This window comes from Butyricimonas paravirosa (assembly GCF_032878955.1).
Classification (GTDB): domain Bacteria; phylum Bacteroidota; class Bacteroidia; order Bacteroidales; family Marinifilaceae; genus Butyricimonas; species Butyricimonas paravirosa.
This window is the reverse complement of the sequence record NZ_CP043839.1, coordinates 546,096-561,008: the sequence shown is the minus strand read 5'-3', so window position 1 is coordinate 561,008 and position 14,913 is coordinate 546,096. Positions and strand designations below refer to the sequence as shown.

Genomic DNA, 14,913 nt, shown 5'->3' with positions numbered 1-14,913 from the left:
ATAAGAATTATGATGAAGTACGGCGTTTTATTGATTTTAGTGGTGATGGCTGTTTCGTGTGCCACTCCCAGTTATATGCATTTATACGAGTCCCCGAAAAGTTTGGATTTCACGACGGGTAAATGGTTGGTGACGAACGTGGAAACTCAGTTACCTCTCATGTACAGGGAAGGGTTGACACGTGATCTATTAAAGGAATTGAAAAAAATGGGAGGGGATTCTATTTATTTTTTAAATGATATATCCTTGAAATACCTGTCTCATGACAAACTCACTTTTGAGTTGTCTCCCGAAGTGATGGAGACGTTGAAGAAAACGACGGATTACAAGTATGTGGTGACTGCTATGGCTCGAAAAGTGCGTAATGAGGTCAGTGATTTGATTTATCCCGGGGGACCACTTTCTTACCAGAAGAGCGAGTCGGAAGTCTGTATTGCCGTGTATGATGTCTCCTTGGGAGCCCGGATTTATTTTCAGCGAATAATAGCATCCGTGACTCTGGATGCGGGAGACGAGCAAGTTGTGTTTGCTCGTTCGGCTGGTACATTATTATATAATGCAATGAAAAAAGGGCTGAAGGATATAAAAAAGAATTCCCGGAAGGTAAAGAAAGGACGAGGTGGGAAGTAATGGTATTGACAGTCTATTTCGCCCGTGTCTTGCCGTAGTCTCGTTAATATGATGATTGTATGAGAACATGATATCGGGAACACATTAATTCCCCGTATCGTTGACCTATCGTTAATCTATCGTTAACCTATCGTTAACCTCTTAGCGAGACATAGGCGGGTTACCGGTGTATTTACCTTGAGATACAGAGAGAGCCAAATGCAAGATTGCCATGAAATCTCGTGATAGACTAAATACTAATTAACAAATAAAAAAGACCGCAATCCATGTTGCGGTCTTTTTGTATATTTAGAAAGTCTTATTACCAGGCGAACATAGGTCTGTCGCTCATCATGGCGTTTACTTCTTTCTTTACTTGTGCGATTACGGTTTCATCGTCCGGGGCACTCAATACTCTGTCGATCATGTCCACGATGATAGGCATATGTTCTTCCTTCAAACCACGGGTAGTGATTGCCGGGGTTCCTACACGAAGACCTGAAGTAGAGAACGGGGTACGGGTATCGAACGGAACCATGTTCTTGTTGATCGTGATGTCAGCTTTAACAAGCGTGTTTTCAGCTTTCTTACCGGTTAATTCCGGGAATTTGGTTCTCAGGTCAATCAACATGGAATGGTTGTCGGTACCACCGGAAACAACTTTATAACCTTTTTCCACGAATGCTTTGGCCATAGCTCTGGCGTTAGCTAGCATTTGTTTTGCGTATTCGGTGTACTCTTCAGACAGCGCCTCTCCGAAAGCAACGGCCTTAGCAGCGATCACGTGTTCAAGCGGTCCACCTTGTTGTCCCGGGAATACGGCAAAGTTGATTACTTGTGACATCATCTTGATCTCTCCCTTCGGAGTTTTTAATCCCCAAGGATTCGGGAAATCTTTCGGAAGAAGGATCATACCACCACGAGGTCCGCGAAGGGTTTTGTGAGTGGTTGTGGTCACGATGTGGCAATATTCCATCGGGTTGTTCAATAAACCTTTGGCAATCAAACCGGCAGGGTGAGACATGTCGCACATTAACAAAGCACCTACTTTATCAGCGATTTCGCGCATACGTTTGTAATCCCAGTCGCGAGAATAAGCGGATGCTCCGGACACGATTAATTTCGGTTTGTGTTCCAAAGCCAATTGTTCCATCTCGTCATAGTCAACCATTCCGGTTTCTTCTTTCACATGGTAAGCTACCGGGTGATAGTTAATACCGGAAAGATTCACGGGAGATCCGTGTGAAAGGTGACCACCATGAGCCAGGTCAAGACCCAGGAAGGTATCGCCGGGTTTCATGCAAGCGAAGAACACGGCAGCGTTAGCTTGTGCGCCGGAGTGCGGTTGTACGTTAGCGAATTCAGCCCCGAATAATTGGCAAGCCCGATCAATAGCCAGTTGTTCTGTCTGGTCAACAATTTGGCAACCACCGTAATAACGGGCTCCGGGGTATCCCTCTGCATATTTGTTGGTCAGGCAAGATCCCATAGCCTGCATTACTTGCTCGCTCACGAAGTTTTCAGATGCGATTAATTCAAGTCCTTCTTTTTGACGATGACATTCTTTGTCAATCAGGTCGAAAATTTGAGTGTCTCTTTTCATTATTTAGATTTTTAATACTATAGACGTTTATAAATCTAGGCCAAAATTATACTAATCGTGCATGTAAACAAAGTATTTGGCAACTTTTTTTCATCTCTTGTTTTTTAATTTTCGAATATTTGTGTACGTTTGTTGTGTATAAAATTTATTTGATTATGGAAAATCCCTTTAGCGTAGAAAAACCGGTCAGACCGACTTTTCTCACCGTACTTTGCATCTTGACATTTATTGGTAGTGGTTGGGGCTTAATTAACAATTTGTTCCAGTTAGCCATGTTTACACCGGAGCGCTTAGTCGTCCAGATTCAACAGATAACGAACATGGCGGGAGCCGAAGCCCAACCTTCGTGGGTTTCTTCTATCATGAGTTCGTCCTTGGAGGTGTTACAAACGACCATAATGCACGGGAAAGCAATTTACTCGTTAGCTGCCTTGTGTGCCGTGATCAGTTTGATCGGGGCTTTCATGATGTACAAGCTAAAAAGGAATGGTTTTTATTTATATGCGATCGCGCAGATTGGCCAGTTGTTTATCCTGCCGATTTATTCCGGTTGGAATAGCGTCGTGGTGATTTCCATGGCTATGTCCGGATTCTTGGCGTTGGTATTTATCATCTTGTATGGCTTGAATTATAGTAAGCTGAAGTATTGATAATTTGAACGTATATTCCCTTCTGAAAGGGATTTGTGCTTGGCATGATACATGTCATTAAACGATCGTTTATTGATATGTATTTTTTTTATTGCCGGGGATTCAGGAAAAAGAATTAAATAATTGAAAATGAATTTTTAAGAAAATGATTGAAAAGTCGATTTAATCCGTTTTATTTGTAACTATTATATGATCATTTCTTAATACAATCGTTTATGATGTTTGATACTTCTAAATCAGGGGGATGCACTGAAAGAGTGAATTATTTGAAGAGAGGTTTTCTGTTTTATATGTGCGCCTCTTGTATGTTACTCGTTCAATTTGTGATCTATCTCGTGAATAGTAATTATTGGGAATCTTTGAATTTTGTCGGGGGCTTTTATTATCTGATGGCGGCATTGGGGCAAGCTTTTCTTTTCAATTTGATCCCTTGGGTTATTTTATATATTCCCTTCACGTGGTGGCGGCAGATGCGGAAGGTCGGTACCATTCTGTTCACCTGTGCTATATTTTTATTGAACGTGCTGGCCTATCTGAACGGGATTGTTTTCCAGTTGTATAAATTTCATATCAACGGGTTTGTGCTGGATCTGGCTTTTGGTGGGGGAGGAAACCAGGTATTCGTGTTTAATAATACTTTGGTCTTGCATGGGGTTCTTATCGGGTTACTTATTTTGTTGTTTACTTTAGCGGTCGTTTTTATCGCTTACCGGTATGCCCGGTATGTTACTTCTAAACAGGTGAAAATCGGTATTTATCTTTTCCTGTTCTCCTGTATCGCTCCCCAGTTAACCCATGCTTATGCTGCTGCGGCTAACGTGAATTCGATCACGGAAGTATCGGCTTGTTTACCGCAATTTTATCCTTTGACAGCCAATCGTTTGATGTTAAAGTTGGGTGTGGTCAAAAAGGAGGACTTATATGTGAATAACCCGGATAAAGGGAAGGGGCATAGTTTCGTGTACCCCCTTCATCCGCTGGAAAAAGTGGATAGCGTGAAACCGTTGAATATTATTTATCTTATTCTGGATTCATGGAATTTCAGGACTTTTACACGGGAGTGTTGTCCTAACATCCGGGCTTTTGGTGATCGTTCCGCGGTATTTAATCGTCATTTAAGTTCCAGTAATGGTACGCGGGGTGGGATATTCGGTCTGTTTTTCGGTATTTCCGCAACATACTGGCAAGATTTTGAACGTACGGGTGTACAGCCTTTGTTTATCGAGAATTTACTGGAAAATGGGTATGATATAGAGACGTTCGCCAGTGCGACGCTTGTTAATCCTCCTTTTTATCGAATCGTCTTCGGAGACGTGAAAGATATTCGCAAGGAAACCCCGGGAGCAACTCCTTTTGATCGGGATAACAGGATCACGGAAGATTTTTTGAATTATTTGGATGAACGGAAAGAGGGGGATAAACCATTTTTTTCTTTTGTGTTTTATGATTTGTTGCACGCGATTGATATTCCGGCTCCTTATCGTAAGAAATTTCAACCCTCGTGGGATTACGCCAATTATCTGGCTTTAAATAATAATTTGGACCCGGAACCGTTCTTTAACCTGTACCGTAATTGTGCCTATTACGTGGATTCACTTGTGGGAAAGGTGGTGAATAAACTGGAAGCGAACGGGTTGTTGGATAATTCCGTGATCGTTATTACCGGGGATCATGGGCAGGAGTTTAACGAGAATAAGAAGAACTTTTGGGGACATGGAAGTGATTTTTCGAACGCACAGGTGCATGTCCCGTTTATCCTGTATTACCCGGGGAACACTCCCGGCGTGTACTCGCACAGAACGTCTCATTATGATGTGACGCCGACTTTAATGAAACGGGTGTTGGGGGTAAAGAATCCCGCGGAAGATTATTCTATGGGAAGAGATTTGTTTGATCCCGAACGCCAGCCTTTTCATCTGGCCGGAGACCCGCAGAATTACGCTTTTATCATGGATAACGTGATTTACGAGAAGAAAGTGGCTGGGAATATCCAAGTGACGGATTCTTTGTTGAATCGTCTTTCCCGGAATCAGATAAATTCGGGATTGCTGCTTAAAGCAATCGAATTCAAGAATATGTTTTTGAAGAAGTAGGGAGTAAACTCAAAACTTGCTGGTACTCATTTGAAATAAAAAAGCTGCTTGTACAAGCAGCTTTTTTATTTTGATTATCCTCCGAAGTTATCGTACATCACGTTTTCATCCGGAACTCCAAGGTCGTACAGCATTTTGGTTACTGCCGAGATCATCATAGGAGGACCGCAGAGGTAGTATTCAATATCTTCCGGGTTTTCATGATTCTTCAAATAATTCTCGAAGATTACTTGATGAACAAAGCCCGGTTTGTAAGCCACTCCGGCTGCGTCAGCCACGGGATCCGGTCTGTCGAGAGCCAGAGTCCAGTGGAAGTTCGGGTTCTCTTCTTGAATCTTGTTGAACTCGTCCACGTAAGGAGCTTCTTGCAAAGCACGTGCGCCGTACCAGAAAGTAACTTTACGATCGGTGTGCATCGTGTGGAAGAGGTTGAAGATGTGTGAACGCATGGGGGCCATACCGGCACCACCACCGATGAACATCATCTCGTTGTTCGTGTCTCTCAAGAAGAACTCTCCGTAAGGTCCGGAAATACTTACTTTATCTCCCGGTTTACGAGAGAAGATGTAAGAAGAACAGATTCCGGGGTTCACGTTGGCAAAACCACCGATAGCTTTGTCGAACGGGGGAGTTGCGATACGAATGTTCAGCATGATAATGTTACCCTCTGCCGGGGAGTTTGCCATGGAGTAAGCACGGTAGGTTGCTTCCGGGTTGTGCATTTTAAGATCGAACATTTTCATGCGTTCCCAATCCGCCTTGTACTTCTCGTCAATATCGAACGTCTTGAAGTCAACGTCGATTGCAGGCACGTCAATCTGAATGTATCCTCCGGATTTGAATTTCAAGTTTTCGCCTTCCGGTAATTTTACCACGAATTCTTTCAAGAAGGTAGAGATATTTCTGTTGGAAACCACTTCGCACTCCCATTTTTTGATTCCGAGAACTTCTTCCGGAATGTGCATTTCAATATTCTCTTTCACTTTTACCTGACAAGCCAAGCGCCAGTTATCGTGTTGTTGTTTGTAGGAGAAGAATCCCGTTTCGGTCGGTAGGATAGACCCTGCTCCGGATTCGACCTGACAACGACACATACCGCATGAACCTTTACCTCCACAAGCCGAAGGGAGGAAGATTTTGTTGTTTCCAAGGGTGGCTAATAGCGTGGACCCCGGTTCGGTTACCAATTCCTTTTCGCCATGATTAATGTCAACTTTCACCTCTCCTTTGGGAGTCAGTTTGGCTTTGGCGAACAAAAGCATGCCCACGAGAATCAGTGTTACGATGAGGAACACGATGACCCCTGACATGACAATTGTTGTATTTATTGCTAATAACATCATTTTTAATTTTAGATTTTATGATTTTAAATTTTAAATTGAGGACTCCAGAGAAATTTACAATCTAAAATTTACAATTTAAAATTACTTTACAGGTTAATTCCCAAGAAACTCATGAATGAAATAGCCATCAATCCGGTCACGATAAAGGTGATACCGATACCTCTAAGCGGGGCGGGGATGTTTGAATATTTCAGTTTCTCGCGAATAGCGGCGATACCCACGATAGCGAGTAACCAACCGATACCTGAACCCAAACCGAAAGCCGTTGCCTCTCCAATGTTAGCATATCCTCTTTCCTGCATGAATAGGGATGCTCCCATGATGGCACAGTTTACCGCGATCAACGGTAGGAAGATTCCTAACTGGTTGTAAAGTGCCGGGGCAAATTTTTCAACTACCATTTCCACGAGTTGCACGATGGCGGCAATGACCGCGATGAACATGATGAAACTCAAGAAACTCAAATCAATGTTTGCAGCGTTTTCACCAAGTAACCAGCTTAAAGCTCCGGCTTTCAACACGAAGTTATCCAGCAAGTAGTTTACCGGGACGGTGATTAATAACACGAATACAACGGCAATACCTAATCCGAATGATGTCTTCACGGTCTTTGATACGGCAAGGTATGAACACATACCCAAGAAGTAAGCAAAGATCATGTTATCAATGAATACGGACCGTACAAATATATTTAATAGATTTTCCATATCGTTATTTCACTTTTAGTTGACTATTTCTGTTCTATTAAATCCTTGTTCTTGGAACGGTGAACCCAAATGATCAAACCCACCAGCATCAATGCCATCGGGGGAAGGATCATTAAACCGTTGTTTTGATAACCCCAATCGTAGAATATTTGTGGGATTACTTTTACCCCGAACAAAGTTCCGGACCCGAGTAATTCACGGAAGAATGCCACGATCACGAGAACTAACCCGTATCCGAGACCGTTACCGATACCGTCCAGTAATGAAGGCCACGGTTTGTTTGCCAAGGCGAAAGCCTCGATACGTCCCATGATGATACAGTTCGTGATGATCAACCCGACGAATACGGATAATTGTTTACTTACCTCGTAAGCGAACGCTTTCAATACCTGATCCACCATGATTACCAATGCGGCAACCACGACCAACTGCACGATGATACGTATACGCGTCGGGATTGTATTTCTCAGTAGCGAAAGAATCACGTTAGAGAATGCCGTTACGGCTGTAACCGAAAGAGCCATCACGATGGCCGGTTCCATTTTTGCGGTTACGGCGAGAGCAGAACATATACCCAGAATCTGCACCAGAACGGGGTTATTTTTGCTCAAGGGGCCGAGTAGCAAGCCTCGGTTCTTAGCTGAAAATAATGTTTCTTTATCGCTCATTATTGTATTTGTTTTAAGAATTGTTCGTAACATTTTAAGTAGTCGGCGATCATCGTCTCAACACCTTTCGAGGTGATTGTTCCTCCCGAAATTGCGTCTACTTCATGAGCCCCGGTAGCGTTTCCTCCCTTTTTTACAGTGATGGCTTTTAACGTGGAGTTCTCGAAAATCGTTTTCCCGCTGAATTGTTCTTGGAAAAACGGTTGGGTGATCTCGGCTCCAAGTCCGGGAGTTTCTCCTTTGTGGTCGAACAGAACCCCGTAAACGGTATTCTTGTCTTCATTTAAAGAAATATATCCCCAAACCGGCCCCCAAAGTCCAACCCCGTAAGTGGGCAGGATGTACTTGATGGCACCGTCAATGTCGGCCACGAATACTGGGAATTTGACATCTGCTAATGCTTTGTCATCTTTGATCGTTTCTGAAAGCAATTTTCCGTCTTTCAATGCTTGTTGAAGTTCCGGATTTTTAAGTGCTTTCTGAAGTTTCTTACCTTCCGTCGGGATGTCCACGGCGAAAGCGTTTCCTTCGATAGCCTCACCCTTGTAGTTCAGAATGAATTGTTTCGTGATGATTTTGTTGAACAATTCAGCCGAAGTCTCCGGGGTAGAACTAACATTTACAGAACTCAGAATGTTTTGTCTCTTCTCGTTCTCTATATTCTCATCTTGGTATGGCTTTAGTGAAAGAGACACTATCGCCAGTATGGCTGCAACTACGACAACCAAAACGATGGAATAGATAAAGGTATATGTATTTCCTTGTTTGTTCATCTCGTTATTAATTTTAAATTTTAGATTTTAGATTTTAAATTCGTATCAGAATAAATTTACAATTTAAAATTTAAAATCTACAATTGCATCGCTTTAGCTCTTTTCAGTCTGCGCTTGATGTTACCTTGAACGACAAACCAGTCAATAAGCGGAGCAAAGGTGTTCATTAACAGGATGGCTAACATCATTCCTTCCGGGTAACCGGGGTTTAGCGTACGAATAAGGATGGCCATGATACCTAAAATGAAACCATATATCCATTTCCCTCTTTCCGTTTGTGCCGATGTTACAGGGTCTGTTGCCATGAATACGGCTCCGAAAGCAAAACCTCCCATGATTAAATGAGTAATCGGGGTGATTGCTGCGTACGGGTTGGTTGCGGGTAACGTGTAGTTAAGTAATAAAGCCATGCAGTAACCTCCGATGAAAGTGGAAAGCATGATTTTCCAACTTCCGATTCCGGTGGCAATTAACAAGATGGCTCCGAGCAATATACAGAAAGTTGACGTCTCACCCACGGATCCCGGGATCAATCCCCAGAACATGGAAGACATATCATAGGTCGTGGGTAGACCTTGGGCAGCCTCGGCAAGCGGGGTTGCTTGCGAGAACCCGTCGGGCATTCCGGCGATCCATACTTTATCCCCCGAAATCATGGAAGGGTAGGAGAAGAAGAAAAACGCACGGGCTAACAATGCCGGGTTCCAGATGTTCATTCCGGTACCACCGAAGATTTCTTTACCGATAATTACCGCGAAGGCAGTGGAAACTCCCACCATCCAAAGGGGTGCGTTTATCGGCATAATCATCGGGATCAATAAACCGGATACGAGGAATCCCTCGTTGATCTCGTGTCCCCTGATTTGTGCTGCAGCAAACTCAATACCCAATCCGACCACGTAGGAAACGACGATCATGGGTAACACTCTCCACAGTCCATAGAAGAATAACTCGAAGAAACTGGTATCGGACAAGGTCCCCATAGCGTTGAAATGCTGGTAACCCACGTTATAGATACCAAATAGAAGGGCCGGAATCAAGGCCATCACGACAATGATCATGGTTCTTTTCAGATCAATCGCGTCCCGGATATTACAGCCTGAAGATGTCGTGCGGTTAGGCACGAAAAGAAAAGACTCAAAACCCGTGAAAACGGAATGCAACTTGTATAGTTTGCCTCCCTTTTCAAATTTTGGCTTTTGCTTATCTAGATAGTTGCGTAAAAAATTCATCTTTATAATTTTAAATTTTAGATTTTAGATTTTAAATTTTGAATCGTGTCCCATCAAGGAATTGACAATTTAAAATTTGCAATTTAAAATTAGCTTAGTTCTTTTATCATTAACTCTATACCTTTTTCCAGTATTTCCTGTACCGGAGTTTTAGAGGTACAAACGAACTCGCATAAAGCCATATCTTCCGGGACAATCTCGTACATACCGAGTTGTTCCATCTTGTCCAAGTCCTCTGCCAGTACCGCTTTCAGCAGGTAAACGGGAAGGATGTCCATGGGAAGAACTTTCTCGTATTGTCCGGTTACCACGAAGGCTCTTTCTTCCCCGTGATAGTTGGCATCAAGAGTGTATTTCTTGTTCGGACATAAGAAAGAGGGGAAAGTTTTTGATATGGAGAATTTGTTGAAACCGGGAGTTGCCCAACCCAAAAATTCGTAATTATCACCTTCGGGGATAACGGTTACCATATTATTATAGAATCCGAGATAGTTCTCTTCAGTTACTTTATAACCCGTGAGTACGTTACCGGAAATAATACGTTGATGAACTTGATTCTTCAGTTTCCCGTTCACGATACAACCGATTTTTGCTCCCAGAATGGTTTTGTAGTAAGCAGGCTTTTCAACTTCTGAACCTGCGAGAGCAATCGTCTTGCGGGCGTCGAATTTTCCGGAAGTGAATAATCGTCCGATAATGGCAAGGTCCATTGCGTTTACCACCCAAACGATTTCCCCTTTGTTGATCGGGTTCAGATGGTGAATCTGGATTCCTGCATTTCCTGCCGGGTGTGGTCCCGCGAAATAATTTACATCCACGTTTTTCAGCTTGGCGAACACGGATGTTGAAGGCGTCCCTTCTTTCAAGTTCAAGTTCACGTTTTTACCGCATAATTTTTTTAAGCAATCGATTCCGGATTGGAGTGCGGTTAATTCATCTGCAAGAGTGATGTCGAAATCCGGAGCGAGAGGGGCGGAATCAAAACCGGACACGAATATCGCCTTCGGCATATCAGCCGGGGTTGCGATGATGTCGTACGGACGTTGTTTGATCATGGGCCAAACCCCGCTGTCAAGTAATTTTTCGATGATTTCGTCTCTGGAAAGTTTGTTCACGTCTGCAGCCCCGAAATCCTTGTATTGGATTTGGTCATCCGCTTTAACCACGACCTCCAGCAACTTCCTTCTTTCTCCTCTGTTTACGGTTTCGACTGTACCGCTAACAGGTGATGTGAATTTGACTTCAGGTCTGTACTTGTCGATAAACAACACGTCACCCGCTTTCACTTGATCGCCTGCCTTTACTGCAAGTTTGGGAGTAAGCAGACGGAAATCTGTTGGTTTTACCGCATAGAAATCACATCTCTCGATGTTTTTCACCAGATTTTCGGCTTCTCCTTTTAACTTGATATCAAGGCCTTTTTTCAGTTTTATAACCTTGGACATTGTTTTATTATGTTTTTGATATGTAGATAATTATTTCTAATTCACCCTGTAATTGTTTATTTTAAAAACACGTGCAAATATATAATCAATTATTGAATTTATTCAGTAATTCAAAAGTTAATTCATCCCTTTAGATGTTTTTTTTTACTGCTTGATTTCTCAAATAAATGAATGTTTGAATGAGGTGAGGTTTATTGATGAAATTCCCTTTTGGCATGGTATTTGTAGAAAAGAATGAGAAAACTAATGAGTACTAATTATCCAAAATGGTGATTGAATTATGAAAGGAATATTTTTTTGTTGTGTATTAGCAATATGGATGACTTCGTGCAAGTCGGCAAAGGAGAGCGTTTCTCTGACCGGGGTGAAATGGGTTGCGGAGAGTTTGAACGGGAAAGAGATTAAGTTCAAGGAAGGTGGGAGCGAGGTATTCATCACGCTTGAAAGCAGTGATAAGAAAGTATTTGGAAGGGCGGGATGTAATCGCTTTTTTGGTGTTTACGAACAAAACGAGTCACAATTGACTTTTAGCGGGATGGGAGCGACTAAGATGGCTTGTCCTGATATGGATATTGAAACAAGTTTTTTCAAGGTTCTGGAAGATACGAAGAGTTTTATCATAAAGAATGATAAGTTGACGCTGAAAGATAGTAATAACGTGATAGCGGTATTTAAAGCGCAAAAAGAAACTCCTAAAAAGGAATAAGACAAAGTTTATAGTTTGATTTTTCGTGTAGTAAAAAGAGTGTCAACATTTATTTTTGACACTCTTTTAGTTTATAAGTTTTTTTAAATCACTTCCGCGACAACAAAAGTACTTCCCCCGATGTATATCATATCCCGGTTGCTGGCGGCTTCACGGGCGGCTTGATAGGCTGCAGCAACTGTCGGGAAGGTTTCCCCGTGAAGATGATTTGCCCGGGCTTTCTCGGCTAAAGTTTTCTCATCCATAGCCCTGGGTATGGATGCTTTACAGAAATAGTAAATAGCGTCTTTGGGCAGGATGTGTAACACGCTGTCCACGTCCTTGTCGTTTACCATACCAATCACGAAATGAAGTTGTTCGTACGTGCAGGTTTTTAATTGGGCGACAATCTCGGTTAGTCCATCGATGTTGTGTCCGGTGTCGCATACCGTATAGGGCGTTTGTGATAATTCTTGCCAACGTCCAAGCAATCCCGTGTTGCGAATCGTGTTGGCTATGCCGTTGTATATGTTTTGATCGGAGATGTGCAAGCCATTGTTTCTTAGGCTTAGAACCGTTTCCAGAACGGCCGGGATATTTTTTCGTTGATAAAGTCCTTTCAGGTCTGCTTGCACGGGGGCAAACGTGATCCCGTTTTTGTTTTCCAGCCGGTAGGCGTTTTTATTATCCCGTGTTACTTGCCAGTTTTCGGATGCAAATTCAAGGGTGGTTTCACACTCTTTTGCTTTCTCAATAAAGACAAAGTCACTGGCGGGGTCTTTCGTCCCGATGATTGCGGGAACGCCGGGTTTGATAATACCCGCTTTCTCGTGTGCGATTTTTTCCAACGTGTCACCGAGAAGAGCCATATGATCGAATGAAATATTCGTGATCACCGAGGCCAGAGGGGTAATGATATTCGTGGAGTCCAGTCGCCCCCCAAGTCCGACTTCGATAACAGCAATATCAACTTGTTGGTCCGCGAAATATTGGAAGGCCATAGCCACCGTCATTTCGAAGAAGGACGGTTTGATCCCGGCGAAAAGTGATTTATTCTCTTCCACGAAATTGATCACGTATTGTTCCATGATCATCTCCCCGTTTATTTTGATACGTTCACGGAAATCTTTCAAGTGCGGTGACGTGTATAGTCCGGTTTTATACCCGGCTTCTTGTAATATGGAGGCCAGCATGTGAGACACTGAACCCTTACCGTTTGTACCCCCCACGTGGATGGTCTTGAATTGTTTGTGCGGAGAACCGAAGTGTTCATCCAGTTTTAACGTGTTGTCCAGATTGGCTTTGTATGCGGCCTTACCTTCTCTTTGGTACATGGGAAGCTGGGCAAATAACCATTCTAATGTTTCCTTGTAGTTCATGTATATTCTTTTAAATAAACTGGTTCATTCTGTTGAGCGGGCAAAAATAGTAAAAATATACAGTGGGTGTAAGTTCGGGCTTTGATATTTCTTTTCAGTGAAAAAAGGCGTGTGTTTGAGGATGAAAATGTTAATAATATATAAGAAGTATATGGCATTGATTTCGTACAAATATGGAATAAATTCGGGAAATGTAGGCTGTGTGGTGTGTTCTTTTCGTGCGTTTCATCTGACGAGCATGGGGCGTGAAGTGAAGAGATCGTGTGTGCCGGTGGAGATGATGTATGTATTTGACGAAATTTCACTAACTTTAAACCCGGAATTAGTATGTCATGATAAGAAAACGTGCTAATTGTCGTAGTAACGTATGTGTTGCATTTGGGAAAATAAAAATGAAATAAAGATATGGGAAAGGAAGTACAGGCAATCTTGAATCTTTTGAGTGAAGGTGTCATCGTCGAGGGGGATATTCAAACGCCAAGGGATATACGGATTGACGGCACGCTTGTCGGGACAGTTCATACTGACGGGCGTTTGGTTCTCGGGCCTTCTTCTCGTGTTACGGGAAAAGTCAATTCTCCGAATATTGACGTGTTCGGGAACGTGGAGGGGGATATAGTTTCAACCGGTATTGTCGTGTTAAGGGCAAAATCAAACGTGAAGGGAACGATCTCCACTGCAACTATGGTTGTTGAGGCCGGGGCGGTGTTTAACGGGGAAAGTAATATGATCGCGTCGGCCAAAGGTGTTGTTCGCCCGGAAACGACAGAAAAGAAATAATGCAAATTCTTTGTGTCGGATTTCGCCGAAAAGATATAACTTTGCAGAAATTATAGAACGTTATATGGCTAATGATAGTAAAGTTGTTCCAGTTCCGGTTTTGAGGCGGATGCCCGCGTATCTTTCTTTCGTGAAGACATTGCAAAAACAGGGAGAGAAGTACGTCTCATCGACAAGAATTGCCGAATACATGGAAATAGACGCCACGCAAGTGACGAAAGATTTGTCGCATACCGGTATCTCCGGTAAAACTCGTGTTGGTTACGAGGTGGATAATTTCGTGGAGATACTGGATGACTTTCTTGGTTTTAACAAGATTAATAACGCTTTTCTAGTCGGGGCGGGTTCGTTAGGATGTGCCTTGTTGCAGGATAAGGGACTGAGAAATTTCGGTTTGAATATACAGAAGGCTTTCGACGTGGACAAATCTAAAATCGGGACAAAGATTAATGATGTCGAGATTTTTCATGTGGACCAGTTCCGGGGAATGCCGGGAGAATGTAACGTGGCGATAGGAATCATTACCGTTCCGGCCGAATGTGCCCAGAACGTGGCCGATTTAATGGTTGCTTGGGGAATCAAGGCTATTTGGAATTTTACCCCGGCCCGGATTAAAGTACCTGCTCATATTGCCGTGCAAAACACGACGATATACACGAACTTGGCCATTTTATTTAATAAATTACACGGACAGGAATAGCTTTTTAATTTTAGCTTTTAAATTTTAGATTCCAGCGCACGAGCCGACATCTTTTAATTTTTAGTTTTTAGTTTCCCCTTGCACAGGGGGGAAGGTTGCTGTTTTGAGCATGACTTTTGAGTTCGCCTCTCATTTTTTCTCGTGCTAAAATCTACACGTTACGTTTTTTTAGAAAAATACAAATTTTGTTAGGCAAGGTGTTATAAATCAATTTTTTATATTTTATGTATTTACTTATTATCATAC

At 42.7% G+C, this 14,913-nt stretch carries 14 protein-coding genes; 6 read left to right on the top strand and 8 right to left on the bottom strand.

What is annotated here, in order from left to right; all coding sequences use genetic code 11:
• Nucleotides 1-9 precede the first annotated feature (9 nt).
• A complete protein-coding gene (locus F1644_RS02390; protein WP_118302177.1) occupies nucleotides 10-630 on the top strand; it encodes a hypothetical protein in 621 nt (206 codons plus the stop codon).
• Nucleotides 631-931: 301 nt separating this feature from the next.
• On the opposite strand, the gene glyA is transcribed toward F1644_RS02390, so the two are convergent.
• The gene (gene glyA, locus F1644_RS02385; RefSeq protein WP_087420444.1) at nucleotides 932-2,212 is read right to left on the bottom strand and encodes a serine hydroxymethyltransferase; all 1,281 of its coding nucleotides are present in this window, start codon (nucleotides 2,210-2,212) and stop codon (nucleotides 932-934) included.
• A gap of 155 nt (nucleotides 2,213-2,367) precedes the next feature.
• Here glyA and F1644_RS02380 point away from each other — a divergent pair, with 155 nt between their 5' ends.
• Together F1644_RS02380 and F1644_RS02375 are read left to right on the top strand one after the other, a co-directional pair.
• On the top strand, nucleotides 2,368-2,862 hold the full coding sequence (locus tag F1644_RS02380; RefSeq protein WP_087420443.1) for a hypothetical protein: 495 nt from the start codon (nucleotides 2,368-2,370) through the stop codon (nucleotides 2,860-2,862).
• 215 nt (nucleotides 2,863-3,077) lie between these two features.
• Nucleotides 3,078-4,955, top strand: a complete 1,878-nt coding sequence (locus F1644_RS02375; RefSeq protein ID WP_118302178.1) for a DUF3413 domain-containing protein — start codon at nucleotides 3,078-3,080, stop codon at nucleotides 4,953-4,955.
• Nucleotides 4,956-5,029: 74 nt separating this feature from the next.
• Here F1644_RS02375 and nqrF read toward each other — a convergent pair whose 3' ends face one another.
• From nqrF to F1644_RS02345, 6 genes are all read right to left on the bottom strand, one after another.
• Nucleotides 5,030-6,298 (bottom strand): NADH:ubiquinone reductase (Na(+)-transporting) subunit F, encoded by a 1,269-nt coding sequence (gene nqrF / locus F1644_RS02370; RefSeq protein ID WP_027201137.1) that lies wholly within the window; start codon nucleotides 6,296-6,298, stop codon nucleotides 5,030-5,032.
• Nucleotides 6,299-6,384: 86 nt separating this feature from the next.
• Nucleotides 6,385-7,005 (bottom strand): NADH:ubiquinone reductase (Na(+)-transporting) subunit E, encoded by a 621-nt coding sequence (gene nqrE / locus F1644_RS02365; RefSeq protein ID WP_118302179.1) that lies wholly within the window; start codon nucleotides 7,003-7,005, stop codon nucleotides 6,385-6,387.
• A 23-nt stretch (nucleotides 7,006-7,028) separates the two neighbouring features.
• The gene (locus F1644_RS02360; RefSeq protein ID WP_087420439.1) at nucleotides 7,029-7,673 is read right to left on the bottom strand and encodes an NADH:ubiquinone reductase (Na(+)-transporting) subunit D; all 645 of its coding nucleotides are present in this window, start codon (nucleotides 7,671-7,673) and stop codon (nucleotides 7,029-7,031) included.
• A complete protein-coding gene (gene nqrC / locus F1644_RS02355) occupies nucleotides 7,673-8,446 on the bottom strand; it encodes an NADH:ubiquinone reductase (Na(+)-transporting) subunit C (protein WP_118302180.1) in 774 nt (257 codons plus the stop codon). The genes F1644_RS02360 and nqrC overlap by 1 nt, the downstream gene beginning before the upstream one ends.
• A 77-nt stretch (nucleotides 8,447-8,523) precedes the next feature.
• On the bottom strand, nucleotides 8,524-9,678 hold the full coding sequence (locus F1644_RS02350) for an NADH:ubiquinone reductase (Na(+)-transporting) subunit B (protein WP_118302181.1): 1,155 nt from the start codon (nucleotides 9,676-9,678) through the stop codon (nucleotides 8,524-8,526).
• An 89-nt stretch (nucleotides 9,679-9,767) separates the two neighbouring features.
• On the bottom strand, nucleotides 9,768-11,123 hold the full coding sequence (locus F1644_RS02345) for a Na(+)-translocating NADH-quinone reductase subunit A (protein ID WP_087420436.1): 1,356 nt from the start codon (nucleotides 11,121-11,123) through the stop codon (nucleotides 9,768-9,770).
• 280 nt (nucleotides 11,124-11,403) lie between these two features.
• Between F1644_RS02345 and F1644_RS02340 the strand changes: the two genes are divergently transcribed.
• A complete protein-coding gene (locus F1644_RS02340) occupies nucleotides 11,404-11,829 on the top strand; it encodes an META domain-containing protein (protein ID WP_209279522.1) in 426 nt (141 codons plus the stop codon).
• 83 nt (nucleotides 11,830-11,912) lie between these two features.
• Here the strand turns inward: F1644_RS02340 and F1644_RS02335 are convergent, their stop codons facing one another.
• The gene (locus tag F1644_RS02335) at nucleotides 11,913-13,187 is read right to left on the bottom strand and encodes a bifunctional folylpolyglutamate synthase/dihydrofolate synthase (RefSeq protein WP_118302182.1); all 1,275 of its coding nucleotides are present in this window, start codon (nucleotides 13,185-13,187) and stop codon (nucleotides 11,913-11,915) included.
• A gap of 405 nt (nucleotides 13,188-13,592) precedes the next feature.
• On the opposite strand from F1644_RS02335, the gene F1644_RS02330 reads away from it, so the two are divergent.
• Nucleotides 13,593-13,967, top strand: coding sequence for a bactofilin family protein (locus F1644_RS02330; RefSeq protein WP_087420433.1), 375 nt, complete (start codon nucleotides 13,593-13,595; stop codon nucleotides 13,965-13,967).
• A gap of 64 nt (nucleotides 13,968-14,031) precedes the next feature.
• Entirely contained in the window at nucleotides 14,032-14,667 is a 636-nt protein-coding gene (locus tag F1644_RS02325) for a redox-sensing transcriptional repressor Rex (protein WP_087420432.1), read from the top strand.
• Nucleotides 14,668-14,913: the final 246 nt, after the last annotated feature.